12 protein-coding genes are annotated in these 18,458 nt (G+C 74.9%); 5 read left to right on the top strand and 7 right to left on the bottom strand.

Features of this window, described 5'->3' with window-relative positions:
• Positions 1-89 precede the first annotated feature (89 nt).
• Both ACFYVJ_RS04465 and ACFYVJ_RS04460 read right to left on the bottom strand, forming a co-directional pair.
• Positions 90-1,871 carry an ABC transporter ATP-binding protein gene (locus tag ACFYVJ_RS04465; RefSeq protein ID WP_388886536.1) on the bottom strand — a complete coding sequence of 594 codons (1,782 nt, stop codon included), beginning with the start codon at positions 1,869-1,871 and terminating at the stop codon, positions 90-92.
• Positions 1,868-3,706: an ABC transporter transmembrane domain-containing protein gene (locus ACFYVJ_RS04460; RefSeq protein WP_388886534.1), complete on the bottom strand. Its 1,839-nt coding sequence runs from the start codon at positions 3,704-3,706 to the stop codon at positions 1,868-1,870. The genes ACFYVJ_RS04465 and ACFYVJ_RS04460 overlap by 4 nt, the downstream gene beginning before the upstream one ends.
• A 160-nt stretch (positions 3,707-3,866) precedes the next feature.
• Here ACFYVJ_RS04460 and ACFYVJ_RS04455 point away from each other — a divergent pair, with 160 nt between their 5' ends.
• Entirely contained in the window at positions 3,867-4,625 is a 759-nt protein-coding gene (locus ACFYVJ_RS04455; RefSeq protein WP_388886532.1) for a L,D-transpeptidase family protein, read from the top strand.
• A gap of 26 nt (positions 4,626-4,651) precedes the next feature.
• Here ACFYVJ_RS04455 and ACFYVJ_RS04450 read toward each other — a convergent pair whose 3' ends face one another.
• The 3 genes from ACFYVJ_RS04450 to ACFYVJ_RS04440 all read right to left on the bottom strand — a co-directional run bounded on the left by ACFYVJ_RS04450 (position 4,652) and on the right by ACFYVJ_RS04440 (position 9,630).
• Positions 4,652-6,088, bottom strand: coding sequence for a Gfo/Idh/MocA family protein (locus ACFYVJ_RS04450; RefSeq protein ID WP_388886530.1), 1,437 nt, complete (start codon positions 6,086-6,088; stop codon positions 4,652-4,654).
• Between the two features lie 113 nt (positions 6,089-6,201).
• A complete protein-coding gene (locus ACFYVJ_RS04445) occupies positions 6,202-9,162 on the bottom strand; it encodes an FAD-binding and (Fe-S)-binding domain-containing protein (RefSeq protein WP_388886528.1) in 2,961 nt (986 codons plus the stop codon).
• 12 nt (positions 9,163-9,174) lie between these two features.
• Positions 9,175-9,630 (bottom strand): MarR family transcriptional regulator, encoded by a 456-nt coding sequence (locus tag ACFYVJ_RS04440; protein WP_326794680.1) that lies wholly within the window; start codon positions 9,628-9,630, stop codon positions 9,175-9,177.
• Positions 9,631-9,720: 90 nt separating this feature from the next.
• Here ACFYVJ_RS04440 and ACFYVJ_RS04435 point away from each other — a divergent pair, with 90 nt between their 5' ends.
• Genes ACFYVJ_RS04435 through ACFYVJ_RS04425 form a run of 3 tightly spaced genes read left to right on the top strand, consistent with a single transcriptional unit; the run spans position 9,721 to position 12,974 of the window.
• On the top strand, positions 9,721-11,565 hold the full coding sequence (locus ACFYVJ_RS04435; protein WP_388886526.1) for an ABC transporter ATP-binding protein: 1,845 nt from the start codon (positions 9,721-9,723) through the stop codon (positions 11,563-11,565).
• Between the two features lie 59 nt (positions 11,566-11,624).
• On the top strand, positions 11,625-12,140 hold the full coding sequence (locus ACFYVJ_RS04430) for an O-acetyl-ADP-ribose deacetylase (protein ID WP_388886524.1): 516 nt from the start codon (positions 11,625-11,627) through the stop codon (positions 12,138-12,140).
• A gap of 57 nt (positions 12,141-12,197) precedes the next feature.
• A complete protein-coding gene (locus ACFYVJ_RS04425) occupies positions 12,198-12,974 on the top strand; it encodes a YqjF family protein (RefSeq protein ID WP_388886523.1) in 777 nt (258 codons plus the stop codon).
• Here ACFYVJ_RS04425 and ACFYVJ_RS04420 read toward each other — a convergent pair.
• Complete coding sequence (locus ACFYVJ_RS04420) at positions 12,958-13,713, bottom strand: S1 family peptidase (RefSeq protein ID WP_388886521.1); 756 nt, start codon at positions 13,711-13,713, stop codon at positions 12,958-12,960. The genes ACFYVJ_RS04425 and ACFYVJ_RS04420 overlap by 17 nt on opposite strands.
• Positions 13,714-13,963: 250 nt before the next feature.
• Positions 13,964-14,938, bottom strand: a complete 975-nt coding sequence (locus ACFYVJ_RS04415) for a helix-turn-helix domain-containing protein (RefSeq protein ID WP_388886519.1) — start codon at positions 14,936-14,938, stop codon at positions 13,964-13,966.
• Positions 14,939-15,027: 89 nt separating this feature from the next.
• On the opposite strand from ACFYVJ_RS04415, the gene ACFYVJ_RS04410 reads away from it, so the two are divergent.
• Positions 15,028-18,423, top strand: coding sequence for a S8 family serine peptidase (locus ACFYVJ_RS04410; protein ID WP_388886518.1), 3,396 nt, complete (start codon positions 15,028-15,030; stop codon positions 18,421-18,423).
• Positions 18,424-18,458 lie beyond the last annotated feature (35 nt).

Below are 18,458 nucleotides of genomic sequence, written 5' to 3'. Positions count from 1 at the left end.
CGGCCGGGGCACGGAAGGGTTCCCGGCCGGGGCGCGCACGAGGGGCGGCGGACCGGTCAGGGGCCGGGCCCGCCGCCGGGCCGGGCCCGTCAGCCGTGCCAGGAGCGCCAGAGGGCGGCGTACGCGCCGTCTGCCGCGACCAGTTCGTCGTGGCTGCCGAGTTCGCTGATGCGGCCCTCCTCGACCACCGCGATCACGTCCGCGTCGTGTGCGGTGTGCAGACGGTGGGCGATGGCCACGACCGTGCGCCCGTCCAGGACCTTCGCCAGCGACCGCTCCAGATGCCGCGCCGCCCGCGGGTCGAGCAGCGACGTCGCCTCGTCGAGGACCAGCGTGTGCGGGTCCGCCAGCACCAGCCGGGCGAGCGCAATCTGCTGCGCCTGCGCCGGGGTGAGGGCCGTGCCGCCCGAGCCGACCTCCGTGTCCAGGCCGTCGTCCAGCGCCCGGGACCACTCGCCCGCGTCGACCGCGCCCAGCGCCGCCCACAGCTCCGCGTCGCTCGCCTCGGTACGCGCCAGGCGCAGGTTGTCGCGCAGCGAGCCGACGAAGACGTGGTGCTCCTGGTTGACCAGCGCCACGTGCTCGCGGATCCGCTCGGCCGGCATCCGGGCCAGCTCCGCGCCGCCGAGCCGGATCTCGCCGCGCCGCGGCGAGTAGATCCCGGCCAGCAGCCGCCCCAGCGTCGACTTGCCCGCACCCGAGGGCCCGACCAGCGCCAGCCGGCTGCCCGGCCGCAACCGCAGCGAGACGCCGTGCAGCACGTCCGCCCCCGCGCGGTAGCCGAAGCGGACCTCGTCGGCGTGCACGTCCCGGCCGCCCGGCCGCACGGCCGCGTCGCCGGGCTCCTCCTCGATGTCCCGTACGCCCACCAGCCGGGCCAGCGACACCTGGGCCACCTGGAGTTCGTCGTACCAGCGCAGGATCATGCCGACCGGCTCGGTGAGCATCTGCGCGAGCAGCGCGCCCGTCGTCAGCTCGCCGACGCTCATCCAGCCCTGGAAGACGAACGCGCCGCCGAGCAGCAGCACCGAGCCGACCACGACCACGTGCGTGGCGTTGAAGACGGGGAAGAACATGCAGCGCAGGTAGAGCGTGTAACGCTCCCACGCCACCCACTCCTTGACCCGCCGGTCCGACAGCGCGACGCGGCGTGCGCCCAGCCGGTGGGCCTCCACCGTGCGCCCGGCGTCCACCGTCTCGGAGAGCGCCGCGGCCACGGCGGCGTACCCCGCGGCCTCCGAGCGGTACGCGCTCGGCGCCCGCTTGAAGTACCAGCGGCAGCCCACGAGCAGCACCGGCGCGGCCAGCACCACCGCCACCGCCAGCGGCGGCGCCATCACCACCATGCCGCCGAGTACCAGCCCGACCCACACCACCGCGATCGTCAACTGCGGCACGGCCTCGCGCATCGCGTTCGCCAGCCGGTCGATGTCCGTGGTGATACGGGACAGCAGATCGCCGGTCCCGGCCCGCTCCAGCACGCCCGGGGGCAGGCCCACGGACCGCACGAGGAAGTCCTCGCGCAGGTCCGCGAGCATCCGCTCGCCCAGCATCGCGCCGCGCAGCCGCACCAGCCGGATGAAGACCGCCTGCACCGCCAGCGCGATCGAGAACAGCACCACGGCGCGCGTCAGATGGAGCTCCTCGACCCCCGCGGACAGGTCCTCGACCAGCCCGCCCAGCAGGTACGGGCCGGTCATGGAGGCGATGACGGCGACCGCGTTGACCGCGATCAGCAGCAGGAACGCCGTCCGGTGCCGGCGCAGCAGCTCCGCCACGTAGCCGCGCACGGTCGCGGGCGCGCCCACCGGCAGGGTGGTCGCGGTGCGCGGCGCGGCCGGGTCGTACTCCGGCGGTCGCACGCCGATCATGCGGTCTCCTCCATCATCTGCGGTACGCCGCCCTCGTCGCGCACGGCGGGATCGCCTTCCGGTACGCGGCCGGCCCCCTGCGTCTCCTCGTCCGTCTCCCGGGTGACCACGGCGCGGTACCCGGTGTCGCCGTGCAGCAGTTCGCGGTGCGGCCCCACGGCGACCACCGCGCCGTCCTGCACGAACACCACCGTGTCCGCCCGGTCCAGCAGCAGCGGGCTGGAGGTGAACACCACCGTCGTACGGCCCGCGCGGATCTCCCGCAGCCCCTCGGCGACGCGCGCCTCGGTGTGCGAGTCGACCGCCGACGTCGGCTCGTCGAGCACCAGCACCTCGGGGTCGGTCACCAGCGACCGCGCCAGCGCCAGCCGCTGGCGCTGGCCGCCGGAGAGCGACCGGCCGCGCTCGGTGATCGGCGCGCCCATCGGCGCCCCGTCGCCGTCCGGCGCCGCGGCCGCCGCCTGCGCCAGCGCGGTCAGCACGTCGCCGCACTGCGCGGCGGCCAGCGCGGCGGCGGGCTTGACCGAGCCGGACGCGGGTACGTCCAGCAGGTCGGCCAGCGTCCCGGACAGCAGCATCGGGTCCTTGTCCTGCACCAGCACCGCCGCCCGCGCCCCCGCCAGCGGCACGTCGTCCAGTTCCACGCCGCCGAGCCGCACCGACGGCAGCTCGCCCGGCTCCGTCGGGTGCCCGCCGAGCCGGTCGGCCAGCCGCCCCGCGGCGTCCGGGTCGCCGCACACCACGGCGGTCAGCCGGCCCTCCGCGGCCCGCAGCCCGGTCGCCGGGTCGTGCAGCTCGCCGCCGAGGGGGCCGTGGTCGGTGCCGGTGCCGCCGGTCGTGGTGCGGGCGAGCCCGAGGACGCGGGCGGCGCGCTTGGCGGACGGCCGGGAGAAGGAGTACGCCATCGCCAGCTCGGCGAAGTGGTGCATCGGGAAGAGCAGGAACGTCACGGCCCCGTAGACCGTGACCAGCTCGCCGACCGTGATCGTCCCGTTCCTGGCGAGCCCCACCCCGTGCCCGACGACGATCACCAGCAGCACCCCCGGCAGCGCCACCTGCACGGCGTGGATGAGCGCCCACATCCGCGCGCTGCGCACCGCCGCGGTCCGCACCTTCTGCGACGCCTCCCGGTACCGGTCGAGGAACAGCTCCTCGCCGCCGATGCCGCGCAGCACCCGCAGCCCCGCCACGGTGTCCGCGGCCAGCTCGGTCGCCCGGCCGGCCTTGGCCCGCTGGTCGTCGGCGCGGCGGGTGGCGTACGGCAGCAGCGGCAGCGGCGCGAGCGCCAGCACGGGCAGCGCGACGGCGACGACGAGGCCCAGCTCCGGCGCGTAGACGACGAGGCCCGCGGTGACGGCGAGCGCGGTGAACAGCGCGGCGGTGAACCGCGAGAACGACTCGACGAACCAGCCGATCTTCTCCACGTCGCCCGTGCTCACCGCGACCACCTCGCCGGCCGCCACCCGCCGGGTGAGGACCGAGCCCAGGTCGGCCGCCTTGCGGGCCAGCAACTGCTGGACGCGGGAGGCGGCGGTGATCCAGTTGGTGACCGCCGCGCGGTGCAGCATGCTGTCGCCGAGCGCCATCAGCGCGCCGAACGCGATCAGCAGCGCGCCGGCGACCGCGAGCCGCCCGCCGTTGCGGTCCACGACCGCCTGCACGGCCATGCCGACGGCCAGCGGCATCGCACCGAGGGGCAGCATCCACACCAGGCCCCAGAGCAGCGCGGCCACCTGGCCGCCGAGCTGCATGCGGCCGAGCCAGACGAGGAAGTGGCGGCCGGATCGGACGTCGGGTTCCCCGGGGTCCGTATGCGGCAGGTCGCGCAACTGCATGGCATCCCAAAATGGTCGTCTCGGGTGTGGGTGAGCCGTGCAAGGCTGGCGGTTCGCGGGCAGGTTTTCAACCGGTTTTCCCCCGCGCCGTGACCATTGCGCCACGGCCCGCGGGGGACCACCCGGCGGAGCGCGGGACGCGGCGTGTGACGATGGGTGTATGCGTGCGTACGGGACGAGCGGGCGGCTGCCGCGCCGGACGGCCGCCGCGGCGGTGGGGCTGCTTCTGCTGGCGGGCTGCGGCGGTTCCGGCGGCGACGGCGGCGGTACGGGCGGCACGGGCGGTACGGGCAAGGGCGCGGCCACCGGCGGCGCGAGCGCGTCGCCCAGCACCCCGCCCGGCGACATCCCCGGCGTCGGCGCCCGGTTGAACGGGAAGGTGCCCGCGGACTCCCGCCAGGCCGTCGCCGTCTACGGCAAGGGCCCCGACTCCGCCGACGCCACCGTCGTCCTCTACGAGAAGCGCGGCGGGAACTGGCAGCGCCGGGAGAGCTGGCCCGGGCACAACGGCAAGAAGGGCTGGACCCCCGACCACCGCGAGGGTGACAAGCGCAGCCCCGTGGGGGTGTTCACGCTCTCCGACGCCGGCGGCGTCCTCGCCGACCCGGGCGCGAAGCTCCCGTACCTCCGGAGCCCGGCCTTCGCCGCGCCCCACTACTGGCCAAAGACGCACTGGAACGACTTCGACCTCGTCATCGCCATCGACTACAACCGCGTGCGGGGCACCTCGCCGCTCGACCCGACCCGGCCGCAGGGGCAGGGGAAGGGCGGCTCGATCTGGTTCCACATGGACCACGGCAGCGGCACGTCGGGCTGCGTCAGCATCTCCAAGTCCGGGATGACGGAGCTGCTGCGCACCCTGGACCCGCGGAAGGACCCGGTCGCCGTGATGGGCGACCGGGCCTCCCTGTCCGGCTAGCGGCGCCGCGCGCCGTCAGACGGTGCTCACGCCCCGTCGGGCTTCTCCGAGTCGACGCCGGAGCGCTTGTCCTTCCACCCGCCGCGGGTGAAGTCGGGGATCTGCTGCGGCTTGCCGCCCGCCTTGATCGACTGGTGGCTGAGCGGCACGGGCGCGGTCCAGGTCACGGCGTCGTAGACGTCGAAGTCCGGGACCAGGCCGAGGCGCATGCACTGCATCAGCCGGAAGATCATGATGTAGTCCATGCCGCCGTGGCCGCCGGGCGGGTTGGAGTGCTCCTTCCACAGCCAGTGGTCGTACTCCGCGAAGTCCCCGAAGCTGTGCCACCGGTCGTCGGTGTGCATCGGCTCCAGGTAGATGCGCGGCTCGTAGTCCTCGAAGACGCCCTTCGTGCCGCCGAGGGAGTTGATCCGGCTGTACGGGTGCGGGGTGGAGACGTCGTGCTCCAGCCGGATGACGCGGCCCTTGGCCGTCTGCAGCACGCTGAAGGTGCGGTCGCTGCCGATGTACGTCTCCTTCCAGCTCGGGTCGCCGGCGGGCATGTGCTCCTCGCGGTACTCCGCGAGGCCCAGGGCCGGCGTGCCGAAGCTGGAGATCTGCGTGACGCGGTCGCCGCGGTTGACGTCCATGTAGTTGGCCGTCGGGCCGAAGCCGTGGTTGGGGTAGAGGTCGCCGCGCAGCCGGGTGTGCCACAGCCGGCGCCACGGGCCCTCGTAGTAGTCGGGGTCGAACATCAGCCCGCGCAGGTCGTGGTTGTACGCGCCGGCGGCGTGCAGCAGTTCGCCGAAGAGCCCGGCGTGCGCCATGCGGAGCACCCGCATCTCGTTCTTGCCGTACGCGCAGTTCTCCAACTGCATGCAGTGCCTGCGGGTGCGCTCGGACAGGTCGACGAGATCCCACAGCTCCTTCACGGTCATCGCGATGGGGCACTCGACACCGACGTGCTTGCCGTTCGTCATGGCCGCCCTGGCCATCTCGAAGTGCCAGTCCCAGGGGGTGGCGACGTAGACGAAGTCGATGTCGCCGCGGGCGCAGAGCTGCTCGAAGTCGTGGTCGCCCTTGGTGTACGTGGCGGGCGCCGGCTGGCCGGCCGCGACGACCTTCTTCGCGGCCCGCTCCACCTTGTCCACGACCGGGTCGCACAGCGCGGTCACCCGGACGCCCGGCTGGGCCAGGAACAGGTCGATCATGCCGCCGCCGCGGTTGCCGAGGCCGACGATCCCGACCCGTACGGTGGTGTGGGTCTCGAAGGGCACGCCGATCATCGTCCGGCCGCGCCGCGGCGGTACGGCCGGTGCGGCGGCTTCTCCGGCGGCCCCCGCCTCTGCCGCCTGGGCCTGGGAGGCGCCGAAGGCGCCCAGGCCGAGCCCTGCACCGGCGATGCCCGCCGAGCGCAGAACCGAACGGCGGGAGTAGCCGTCGTCGGAATCGCCCGGTTTCGGGGTGGCGTTCTCCTCGCGCATGCGTCCTCCGGAAGGTGTGCGGAAGGTTCGCCGCCACCCTCGCCGGACCCGGGCGCGCCGACAAGAGGTCTGCACCACTGAGGCGTTGGACTTACCGCCCGGGCCGGATGGACTTATCCGCGGCGCCCCCGGACCCCCGCGGGGCGGGTGGCGCGCTCCAGCTCCAGCAGTACGGAGCGGTACGAGCGGCCGGTGGCCCGGTCCATGCCGATCTCGCACATCCGGTTCGCCGACAGGTGCGCGCCGTAGTCGCGGGCGGTGACCTCCGCGGCCTCGCGCGCGGTCGCGGACGCGGTCAGCTCCTTGTGCAGCATGCCTCGGTCGCCGGCGAAGGCGCAGCAGGCCGCGTCGTCGGGCACGACGACCTCCTCCGCGACCGCCTCGGCCAGCGCGGTGAGCCGGCCGGTGTTGCCCAGGTGGCGCATCGAGCAGGTCGGGTGGACCACGGCGGAGGACGTCTTGCGCTCGACCGTCAGACGGGGCAGCAGTTCGTCGGCGGCCCAGTCGAGCGAGTCCACGACGGTGAGCTGCGCGTGCAGCTTGCGGCTCGCCTCCGTCAGATACGGCACCACCTCGTGCGCGAGGCCCAGGGTGCAGGACGAGGCGTCGACGACGACCGGCAGCCGGGCGCCGTCGGTCCAGCGCCAGGCGGCCTCGACGATGCGGTTGGCCATCAGCCGGGTGCCGTCGTCGTAGCCCTTGGAGTGCCAGATGGTGGCACAGCAGGTGCCGGTGACGTCGCCGGGGATCCACACCGGCCGTCCGGCGCGGGCGGAGACGGCGACGACGGCCTCCGCGAGGTTCGGTCCGCGGGCGTCGTCCGGGCCGCCGAAGATGCGGTTGACGCACGCCGGGAAGTAGACGGCGGCGGCGCCCTCGCGGACGGTGGCGGGCAGCCGGCGCGCGGCGGGGGCGGGGATCTCCGGCAGCCACTCGGGTACGAGGTCGGGGCGCACCGCGCGGCGCGCGAGCCGGGTCGCGGCGCCCGGCACCCGGTCGCCGAGCCGGTGCGCGACGGCGACGGCCAGCCGGGCGGCCCGTTCGACCTGGCGGAAGCGGCGGGCGGTGACGGCGGCGGCGCGCTCCTCGCGGGCGGAGTGCCGGGCGTGCCGGAAGTCCTTCATCATCTGCCCGGTGTCGATGCCGACGGGGCAGTCCAGGCTGCACGTCGAGTCGCCGGCGCAAGTGTCGACGGCGTCGTACCCGTACGCCTGGAGAAGGCTCCCGGTGACCGGCGCGTCCGGCGGCTGGCGCAGCATCTCCCGGCGCAGCACGATGCGTTGCCGCGGGGTGGTGGTCAGGTCGCCGCTGGGGCAGGTGGGTTCGCAGAAGCCGCACTCGATGCACGGGTCGGCGACGTCCTCGATCCGCGGGATGGTCTTCAGCCCGCGCAGGTGCGCCTGCGGGTCGCGGTCGAGCAGCACCCGCGGGGCGAGGATGCCCTGCGGGTCGATCAGCTCCTTGATCCGCCACATCAGCCCGGTGGCCCGCTCGCCCCACTCCAGCGCGAGGAACGGGGCGATATTGCGGCCGGTGGCGTGCTCGGCCTTCAGCGAGCCGTCGAAGCGCTCGACGGTCAGCCGGCAGAAGTCGTCCATGAACGACGCGTACCGCTCGACGTCGGCGGGCTCGGCGGCGTCGAAGGCGAGCAGGAAGTGCAGGTTGCCGTGGGCGGCGTGGCCGGCGACGGCGGCGTCGAAGCCGTGCCGCGCCTGGAGTCCGAGCAGCGCCTCGCAGGCTTCGGCGAGCCGGCCGGGCGGGACGGCGAAGTCCTCGGTGATGAGGGTCGTACCGGCCGGGCGGGAGCCGCCCACGGCGGTGACGAACGCCTTCCGCGCCTTCCAGTAGCCGCCGATACGGCCCGGGTCGCGGGTGAACGCGTTGGCTTCCGCGGCGACGGAGCCGACCGGGGCCACGAGGTCGAGCCCCGCCAGCACCCCGGCCGCCGCCTCCTCGTACGCCTCCCGCGCCGCCTCGTCCGGCGCCCGGAACTCCACCAGCAGCGCCGCCGTCTCCTTCGGCAGCTCCGCCCAGTCGGCGGGCACCCCGGCGACGCTCACCGAGGCGCGCAGGGTGTTGCCGTCCATCAGCTCCACGGCCCGCGCCCCGGCGGCGTTGAACGCCGGCACCGCGGTCGCGGCGGCCTGGAGGGTGGGGAAGAACAGCAGCGCGGTGGAGGTGTACCGGTCCAGCGGCAGGGTGTCGAAGACGGTGTCGGCGATGAAGCCGAGCGTGCCCTCGGAGCCGACCATCAGCCCGCGCAGGATCTGCACGGGGGTGGTGCCGTCGAGGAAGGCGTCGAGCCGGTAGCCGTTGGTGTTCTTGATCTCGTACTTGGCGCGGATCCTGGCCGTCAGCTCCGCGTCCGCCTCGACCTCCGCCCTGAGCGCGAGCAGCCCGCGGCACAGCTCCGGCTCGGCGGCGGCCAGCCGCTCGTCGGCGTCCGGCGCGGCGGTGTCCACGACGGTGCCGGAGGGCAGCACGAAGGTCAGCGAAGCAAGCGTGCGGTACGAGTTGCGCGTGGTGCCCGCCGTCATGCCCGAGGCGTTGTTGGCGACGACGCCGCCGAGGGTGCAGGCGATGGCGCTGGCCGGGTCGGGGCCGAGGACGCGGCCGTGCCGGGCGAGGGTGGCGTTGGCCCGTACGACGGTGGTGCCGGGGCCGACGCGGGCGCGCGCCGCGTCGTCGAGCACCTCGACGCCCGCCCAGTGCCGGCGTACGTCGACGAGGATGTCCTCGCCCTGCGCCTGGCCGTTCAGCGACGTGCCCGCTGCCCGGAAGACCAGCTTCCGGCCGTGCTCGCGGGCGAACCGGAAGAGCGCCGAGACGTCCGCGACCGTCTCGGCGACGGCTACCGCCTGCGGCACGAAGCGGTACGGGCTGGCGTCCGAGGCGTACCGCACCAGGTCCGAGGCGCCCGTCAGCACCTTCGCCGCGCCCAGCAGCGCCGTCAGCTCCCCGCGCAGCGGCTCCGGCGTGCCCGCGGCGAGGTCGTCGGCGACCCGGTCGGGCGCGGGCGCCGCCGCTCCGCGGCCGGGGCGCAGGGCCGAGGGCTTGGGCTGGAGCAACGGCATGGAACGGACTCCTCAGCAGGCGTGGCCGTGCGTGTCGACCAGGGGGGCGATGAGCCCCAGCAGTTTTTCACGCTGCTGTTCCGACAGCGGCTCCAGTACGTCCGCGGCCGCCGCGAGGCGGGCCCGGTGCAGCTCGGCGAGCGCCGTGCGGCCGGCCGCGGTGGTCTCGATCCGGATCACCCGGCGGTTCGCCGGGTCGGGTACGCGCCGCACCAGGCCGCCCGCCTCCAGTGCGTCGACGTGGGTGGTGACCGCGCGGGGCACGACGCCGAGGTGCTCGGCGAGGTCGGCCATCCGCGGCGGCTCCTCGTGGCGCTCCAGGGTGCGCAGCAGCCGGGACTGGGCGGGCGTGATGCCCAGCGGCTTGAAGTGGTGCTTCTGCGCGTAGTGGATCCGGCGGGTGAGCAGCAGGAGCTGCTCCGCCAACTGGCCGGTCACGTCTGCGGGGGGCGGGGGCGACTGGGACACGCTCCGAGGGTAGCAGGAGCATATTCATTGTGCATATAGGTAACAATGAGCTACCCTCCCATAAGGTCGTCACACTCTTCTAGGAGGCCCATGCCGCACGATCCACTCGACGGGTGGTCACCCGCGCCCTCCGATCCGGAGCAGCCTGCCCAGGTGCGCCGGATCCTCGCGCTCTTCCGCCCGTACCGCGGCCGCCTCGCCGTGGTCGGGCTGCTGGTGGCCGCGTCCTCGCTGGTCTCGGTCGCCTCGCCGTTCCTGCTCCGCGAGGTCGTCGACACCGCCCTGCCCGAGGGCCGCACCGGACTGCTCAGCCTGCTCGCGCTCGGCATGGTCGGCGTCGCCGTGCTCGGCGGCGTCTTCGGCGTGCTCCAGACCCTCATCTCCACCACCGTCGGCCAGCGCGTCATGCACGACCTGCGCACCGCCGTCTACGCCCAGTTGCAGCGCATGCCGCTGGCGTTCTTCACCCGCACCCGCACCGGCGAGGTGCAGTCCCGCATCGCCAACGACATCGGCGGCATGCAGGCCACCGTCACCACCACCGCCACCTCGCTGGTCTCCAACCTCACCAGCGTGATCGCCACCGTCGTCGCGATGCTCGCGCTCGACTGGCGGCTGACCGTCGTCTCGCTGCTCCTGCTGCCGCTCTTCGTCTGGATCGCCCGCCGGGTCGGCCGCGAGCGCAAGAAGATCACCTCACAGCGGCAGAAGCAGATGGCCGCCATGGCCGCGGGCGTGACCGAGTCGCTGTCGGTCAGCGGCATCATGCTCGGCCGCACCATGGGCCGCTCCGACAGCCTCACCCGCGGTTTCGCCGACGAGTCCGAGAGCCTGGTGGACCTGGAGGTACGGGCCAACATGGCGGGCCGCTGGCGGATGGCCACCATCGGGGTCGTCATGGCCGCCATGCCGGCCGTCATCTACTGGACCGCGGGCCTGGCCTCCGGCAGCGGCGGGCAGGCCGTGTCCATCGGCACCGTCGTCGCCTTCGTCTCGCTCCAGCAGGGCCTCTTCCGGCCCACCGTCAGCCTGCTCTCCACCGGCGTGCAGATGCAGACCTCGCTCGCCCTCTTCCAGCGCATCTTCGAGTACCTCGACCTGCCCGTCGACATCGCCGAGCCCGAGCGCCCGGTGCGGCTGGCGAAGCCCCGCGGCGAGGTGCGCTTCGAGGGCGTCGACTTCGCGTACGAGGCGGGTCAGCCGACGCTGCGCGACGTCGATCTCACCGTGCCGGCCGGCACCAGCCTGGCGATCGTCGGCCCCACCGGCGCCGGCAAGTCCACCCTGGGCTACCTGGTGCCGCGGCTGTACGACGTCACCGGCGGCCGGGTCACCCTCGACGGCACCGACGTGCGCGAGCTGGACTTCGACTCGCTCGCCCGGGCGGTCGGCGTCGTCGCCCAGGAGACGTACCTCTTCCACGCCTCCGTCGCCGACAACCTGCGCTTCGCCCGCCCGGACGCCACCGACGCCGAGATCGAGGCCGCCGCCCGCGCCGCGCAGATCCACGACCACATCGCCGCCCTGCCCGACGGCTACGACACCCTGGTCGGCGAGCGCGGCTACCGCTTCTCCGGCGGCGAGAAGCAGCGCCTGGCCCTCGCCCGCACCATCCTGCGCGACCCGCCGGTGCTCATCCTCGACGAGGCCACCAGCGCCCTGGACACCCGCACCGAGCGCGCGGTGCAGGAGGCGGTCGACGCGCTGGCCGCGGGCCGTACGACGATCACCATCGCGCACCGGCTCTCCACGATCCGCGACGCCGACCAGATCGCGGTCCTGCACGACGGCCGGATCGCCGAACTCGGCCCGCACGAGAAGCTGATGGCCGCCGGCGGCAGGTACGCGGCGCTGGTCCGCCGCGACCTCGACGCCGACGCGAGCGCGGTGGCCGGGGGCGAGCCGGTGGCGGAGGGCGCGTCGGTCACCGTCTGAGCCGCCGTACGGGGCGGGCTCGCCCGGCGCCGGCCCCGTGCCCGTACTACGGTGGCGCCATGGGTGTGCTCACGGCCGTGCGCGGCGACATCACCGAGCAGCAGGTCGACGCGGTGGTCAACGCCGCCAACTCCTCGCTGCTGGGGGGCGGGGGCGTCGACGGCGCCATCCACCGCAGGGGCGGCAAGAGCATCGTGGCGGAGTGCCGCGAACTGCGCGCCGCCGCCTACCCGGACGGCCTGCCCGCGGGTAGCGCGGTGGCCACCGCCGCGGGACTGCTGCCGGCCCGCTGGGTGATCCACACCGTCGGCCCGGTGTGGTCGCGGAGCGAGGACCGCTCGGCGCAACTGGCCTCCTGCTACCGCGAGTCGCTGGCCGTCGCCCGCGAACTGGGCGCCCGCACGCTGGCGCTCCCCGCCGTGTCCACCGGCGCGTACGGCTGGCCGCTGGACGACGCGGCCGGGATCGCGGTGGCCGCCGTCCAGGAGGCCGTCGACAAGCGGGCCTTCGACGAGGTGCGCTTCGTCCTCTTCGACACCCGGGCCCACGAGGCGTTCGCCCGGCACCTCGGCTGACGCGGCCGCGGCGGGGCCCGCCGGGCCGCGCAGCGCCGGCGCTGCGATGCTGGCACCGTGCACACGCCCGAGCCCGTCACCCCCGACGCCCCGCACGCCGTACGGTTCCCGCTGCTCACCCAGCAGTGGCTGGACCTGACGTTCGTCCACTGGGCCGCCGAGCCGGACGCCGTGGCGCGGCTGCTGCCCCGCGGGACCGTGCCGGACACGCACGACGGGGTCGCGTACGTCGGGCTCATCGCCTTCCGGATGCACCGCGTCGGGTGGCTGCGGCTGCCCGCGGTGCCGTACCTCGGCTCCTTCCCGGAGACCAACGTGCGCCTGTACTCGGTCGACGGCCGCGGGCGGCGCGGTGTCGTCTTCCGCTCGCTGGACGCCGCCCGGCTGGTCCCCGTGGTGCTGGGCCGGCTCGGCTTCGGGCTCCCGTACGTGTGGTCGCGGATGGCCGTCCGCCGGGCCGGTGACACCGTCGTCTACACCAGCTCGCGCCGCCGGCCGGGCCCGCGCGGCGCGTACAGCCGCCTGACCGTGCGTCCGGGCGCACGGGTCGGCGAGCCGAGCGAGCTGGAGCACTTCCTCACCGCGCGCTGGGGGCTGCACACCGCCTTCTTCGGCGGGACGGCCTACCTGCCCAACGAGCACCCCCGCTGGCCGCTGCACCGCGCGGAGCTGGTGCGGTGCGAGGAGAACCTGGTCGCGGCGGCGGGCCTGCCCGCGCCCGCCGGCGACCCGGTCAGCGTCCTGTACTCGCCGGGCGTCCCGGTACGCCTCGGCCGTCCGCGGCGCGCCTCGTGGCGGCCGGCCCGTGACCGCCCGGTCAGGCGCCGCCGATGATGGCGTCGATCCGGGACTTCACCGACGTCACGTCCCCGTAGATCGCGGGGGAGACGGCGCAGGTGCCCGCCGTGCCGCGGCTCGTGGCGCCGACGAGCCGCCAGTCGCCGGGCCCGCCGACGACCGCCGGGCCGCCGGAGTCGCCGTAGCACGCCCCCCGGCCGCCGCCGCCGTTCACGCACAGCTCGTACGCGCCCTGGATGCCCGCGCAGGAGGAGTCGGCGAGGACCGTGGTGTCGAGCTGCCGCAGCCCCACCGGCGGGGCGCCGCAGCCGCGGGTCGGGCAGGTCTGCCCCCAGCCGATCAGCCGGGTCGCCGAACCGGCAGGCGCGGCGGCGGCGATGGGGACGGGGGTCTTGGTCGAGGGGGTGCCTAGCCGCAGCAGGGTCATGTCGGCGGCGAGCTGGCGGCGTTCGACGACGCGGCGGACCTCGCCGCCCGCGGTGCGGTCGGTGGTGCCGATCCGCACCTGGTAAGGGGTGCCGCAGTGCGCGGCGGTGACGACCCAGCTCGGGTCGACCAGGCTGCCGCCGCAGGTGTGGCTGCCCGAGGCACTCTGCAGTGAGGCCATGAAGGAGTACGTCTCGGAGGCGGGCTGGCCGCCGACGATCTGCGTGGCCGGCGGGGGCGTGGGCTCCGGGCCGCCGGCGGCCGCGGCCGCGCCCGACATCGACAGAACGGCCACGACGGCGGTCGTTAACCCGCCGAGCCGCATGATGGTGCGCATTCGTCCGTTCATTCGCGTTTTCCTCCCATGGGGACTTCGGCGCGTGTACGTCGAAGGGGAATCGCCAGAGCGTAAACACGAGTTCAGCGGGAGGTAAACAGGGCACCGGGCGAAACGGGAATTCATCTCCCCGGAAATCACGGGTCTGAGCTGGGAGTTCGCCATCCGGAAATCAAGGTTCCGGGGTTCGGGCGGAGAAATCGCTTACATAACGCGGCGATATGGCCATGGAACAATGCAAGGCGCAGGGGAGCGGCGTGAATTACCCCTGCCGGCCGGGTGGTTCGGGGTCGGGAAGCCAGCCGCGCCGCTGTGCCAGGATGCCCGCCTGGAAGCGGGTACGGGCGCCCAGCTCGTCCAGCAGCTCCGCCACCCGCCGGGTGACCGTCCGCGGGCTGACGCCCAACTGCCGCGCGATCGCCTCGTCCTTGACCCCCGCCGCCAGCAGCGTCAGCAGCCCCAGGTCCGAGCACGAGGGACGGTCCGGCACCGGCCGCGGCAGCAGCGGGGCGGCCTGCTGCCACAGCAGCTCGAAGAGGCTGACCAGCGCGTCCAGCAGCGCGCACGGGCGGATCACCAGGGCGCTGTCCACCTGGTCGTCGAGCGCGATCGGCAGCAGCGCCACCGCGCGGTCCGCGAGCGCCAGCTTCATCGGCACCTGCGGATGGACGCGCGACTGCTCGCCGTTGGCCGCCGCCCGCCGCGCCGCGGCCAGCGCGCCTGGGTACTCCAGCGACTCCGGGGCGTAGATGCCGCGCACCACCACCTGCTCGTGCAGCCGCGCCGTCACGCCCTCCTCCGAGGGCGTCACGTCCGTCGCGTACGGCGGCCGGTCGAAGACCAGCAACTCCCGCTCGCAGCCCCGGACGAGCTGGCCGAAGCGCTCCGCGATGGCCTGCCGGCCGGTGAGGACCTCCAGCAACTCGTCCGGCTGCCGGCCCGCGCTGAGCGTCGCCGCCAGCGTCCGCGCGTTGCGCTGCAGTTCGCCCAGCTCCCGGCGGCGCCGTGCGACGAGCAGGTCGACGGCGGTGTCCGGGCGGGTGGCCAGCAGCCGCACCGGACGCCCGGGCAGCCGGCTGACCAGGCCGCATTCCTCCAGTTCCGTGACGCTGCGCCGGGTGGCGCGCTCGGAGCGCCGCAGCTCCCCGGCGAGCTGGGCGACGGTGCGGCCGGGCGCCGCGAGCAGCGCGCGGTAGACGGACTCGGCGTACGGCGGTATCCCCAGGGCCTCAAGCATCCGGCCATGGTGGCTACTTGTGGACGTGGCGACAAGACGCCACGAAGATTCGTTCCGCCGCGCAGGTCCGCCGGGGTAAGACCGGGATCATGTCCTCCAGACGGCTCCCTCAGCACGTCCGCGCCGCCGTGACAGCCTTCCTCCTCGGCGGGCTCACGCTCCCGGCCCTGTCGGCCACGCCGGCCGCGGCCGGCCCCCCGCCCCTCGCCGCGCCGCCCGCGGGCGGCGCCTCCGCCCCCGCGTCCGACTCCGCCACCGTCACCCTCGTCACCGGCGACGAGGTCACCATCGACGCCCCCGCCGCGGACGGTCCCCCCGCCGTCACCGTCACCCCGCGGTCCGGCTCCGGCACCCGCTCCTTCACCACCCTGCGCGACGGCGGCGACGTCTACGTCGTCCCGGACGACGCCGCCGGGCTCGTCCCAGAAGTGCTCGACCTCGAACTCTTCAACGTCACCGCCCTCGTCGAGATGGGCTACGACGACGCCTCCACCGGCGCGCTCCCGCTGATCGTGCAGGGCCCCCGCCCGCTGGCCGCGGCCGGCGCGGCGGCCCGCGAGGACGCCCTGCCGCTGCCCGCCCTCGACGCCGTCGCCGTCGAACTGCCCAAGAAGAGCGCCGGCACCTTCGCCGCGACCCTCGCCCGGCCGGCGGGCCCGGCCGCGGCCGGGGTGCGCCGGGTGTGGCTGGACCGCAGCCTGGAGGCCGCGGAACTCGACGGCAACCTCAGCCAGATCGGCGCCCCCGAGGTGTGGGACGCCGGGCTGAGCGGCGCCGGCGTGGACGTCGCCGTGCTCGACACCGGCGTCGACGCCGACCACCCCGACCTGCGCGGCAGGGTCGCCGGCGCCGCCGACTTCACCGGCGAGGGCACCACCGAGGACAGCAACGGCCACGGCACCCACGTCGCCTCCCTCGTCGCGGGCAGCGGCGCCGCGTCCGGCGGCGCCCGCAAGGGCGTCGCGTACGGCGCCCGGCTGCTGTCCGGCCGGGTCCTCGACGGCGAGGGCGTGGGCCGGGCTTCCTGGATCATCGCCGGCATGCAGTGGGCCACCGAGCAGGGTGCCGACGTGGTCAACCTCAGCCTGGGCGGCACCGCGCCCGAGAACCCCGGGAACGACCCCGTCGCCCGCGCGCTCGACGCCCTGGCCGCCGACACCGGCACCCTCTTCGTCGTCGCCGCGGGCAACTCGGGACCCTACGGCGGCACCATCGGCACCCCGGGCGTGGCGGAGAGCGCGCTGACCGTGGGGGCCGCGGGCGCCGACGGCGGTACGCCCCGGTTCACCAGTGTCGGCCCGACGACCGGCGCGTTCCTCTCCAAGCCCGACCTGATCGCCCCGGGCGTCGCCGTCACCGGCGCCCGCGCGGGCGGCGGTACGGCCGATCCGTACACGGAGATGAGCGGCACCTCGCAGGCCACCCCGCACGTTGCAGGCGCCGCCGCGCTGCTGCTGCAGAAGCACCCCGACTGGGACTGGCGGCGGCTGAAGACCGCGCTCATGACCACCGCGGACGGCGACGCCGCGGCACCCCGGCCGCACGCGGCCGGGGCCGGCGTCCTCGACCTGCCGGGCGCGGCGAACGAGACCCTGCAACTCGACCGCGGCAACGTCGACTTCGGCTACCTGCGCTACCCGGAGGGAGAGCGCCCGGCGTCGATCGAGCTGACCCTGACCAACAACGGCACCGAGCCGCGCGCGATCTCCCTCACCGACCTCGCCACCGAGCGCGCCGGCGCCCCGCTCGCCGACGACGCCGTGACCGTGACGCCCGCCGCCGTGACCGTCGCACCCGGCGCCACCGAGCGGGTGACGGTCACGCTGACGCCCGAGGGCGTCGCACCCGGCGTCTACTCCGGCGCCGTCGTCCTCACCGAGAGCGGGCACGACACCGTCACCCTGCCGCTCAGCTTCTACCTCGAACCGCCCCGCCACGACGTGGACCTGACCGTCCTGGACCGGAACGGCCGCCCCTGGGCGGGCGGCAGCCTGTGGGTGCTCAACATGCGGGAGACGTACCCCGAGACCGGCGGCGGCTTCCGCACCGTCCACCTGGACGAGAACGGCCGCGCCACCGCCCGGATGCTGCCGGGACCGCTGTCGATGCTGGCCAAGGTGGAGACGCCCGCCGCGGGCGGCGAGCCCGCCTCCGTCGCGTTCGCCGGCTCGCCCGAGGTCATGCTCGACGGCGACATCGCGTACACCATCGACGCCCGCAAGGCGCTGCCGCTGCGCCCCGCGACCGTCGAGGGCGCGGACACCAGGGTGCGGGACGCCTCCGTCCACTACGCCCGCCGCGACGAGTCCGGCACCGGCGGGATGGACGAGGGCATCTACGCCTCCGGCGAGGAGGTCGAGCAGGGCCGGGTCTTCCTCCAGCCCACCGAGCCGGTACGGCACGGCACCTCGGCGTTCGCGACCCGCTGGCGGCTGGAGGCCGACGGCAGGCCGCACGGGCGGCAGGCCGACGTCTACGAGCTGGTGCTCGGCCAGGGCAAGACGATCCCCGACCCGCCGCGCTACCGCGTCACCCGCGCGGAGGCCCGGGAACTGGCCCGCGTCGAGGCCGACTACCGCTCGCTGCACGGCCGCGACGACACGTACACCGAATCGCGCGAGGCGCGCCCGGACGGCATCCTGTCCACCATCGTCCACGAGTACCCGCTCGACGTGCCGCGGCGCCGCGTCGAGATGGTCACCGCGCGGCCGGACGTGGCGTGGCGCCACTGCGTCCTCGGCCCCGAGCCGGCGTTCCCGCGGCTGTGCGCGCCCACGCTCCCGTACGAGCCGGGGGAGAGCGCGGATCCGGTCTGGTACGGCGCCCCGGCCCCGGCGGTCATCGCCGGGCTGCACTACGGCGACCAGCTCGACCTGCCGGTGTCGCTGAGCGACGGCGAACACCAGGGCCCGGTCTGGAACGTCGCGTCCGCCGGGAACGAGAGCCTGCGGCTCTTCCGCGACGGCAAGGAGATCCCGGCCCGCCCCGACACCAGCTTCTTCCCCGTCACGCCGGAACCCGCCACGTACCGGCTGGAGCACACCTCGCGGCCCGACCGCGAGGCGCTGCCCATCGGCAGCGAGACCCGCACGAGCTGGACCTTCCCGGCCCGCGGTCCCGCGGATCCGCTGGTGGGGCAGGAGCGGGTGCGGCTGCTGGGCGTCGACTACGCGCCGCGCACCGACCGCGACGGAGCCGTCCCCGCGCACCGGCCGCTCACCGTAGGGCTGCGGCTGACGTCCACCGCGGGCCCGGAGGACGCGATCAGGACCGAGCGCGGCAGCGTGCGGTTCTGGGCCTCCACCGACGGCGGCGAGCGCTGGCACGAGGCGCTGGTGGTCCCCGGGCGGGACGGTGAACTGACCGCGCTGGCACCGCAGGTGTGGCCGCGTCCTGGTCAGGAGGTGTCCGTACGGGTACGCGGCACGGCCGCCGAGGGCCGGGCGATCGAGCAGACGATCATCGACGCCTACCGCGCCGGCTGAGCCGCCGCGCCGGCCCCGGCGGACCGCCGGGGCCG

Source organism: Streptomyces sp. NPDC004134 (assembly GCF_042874195.1).
Lineage (GTDB): Bacteria > Actinomycetota > Actinomycetes > Streptomycetales > Streptomycetaceae > Streptomyces.
The sequence above is the reverse complement of the archived record's forward strand: the minus strand, read 5'-3'. Positions and strand labels throughout refer to the sequence as shown.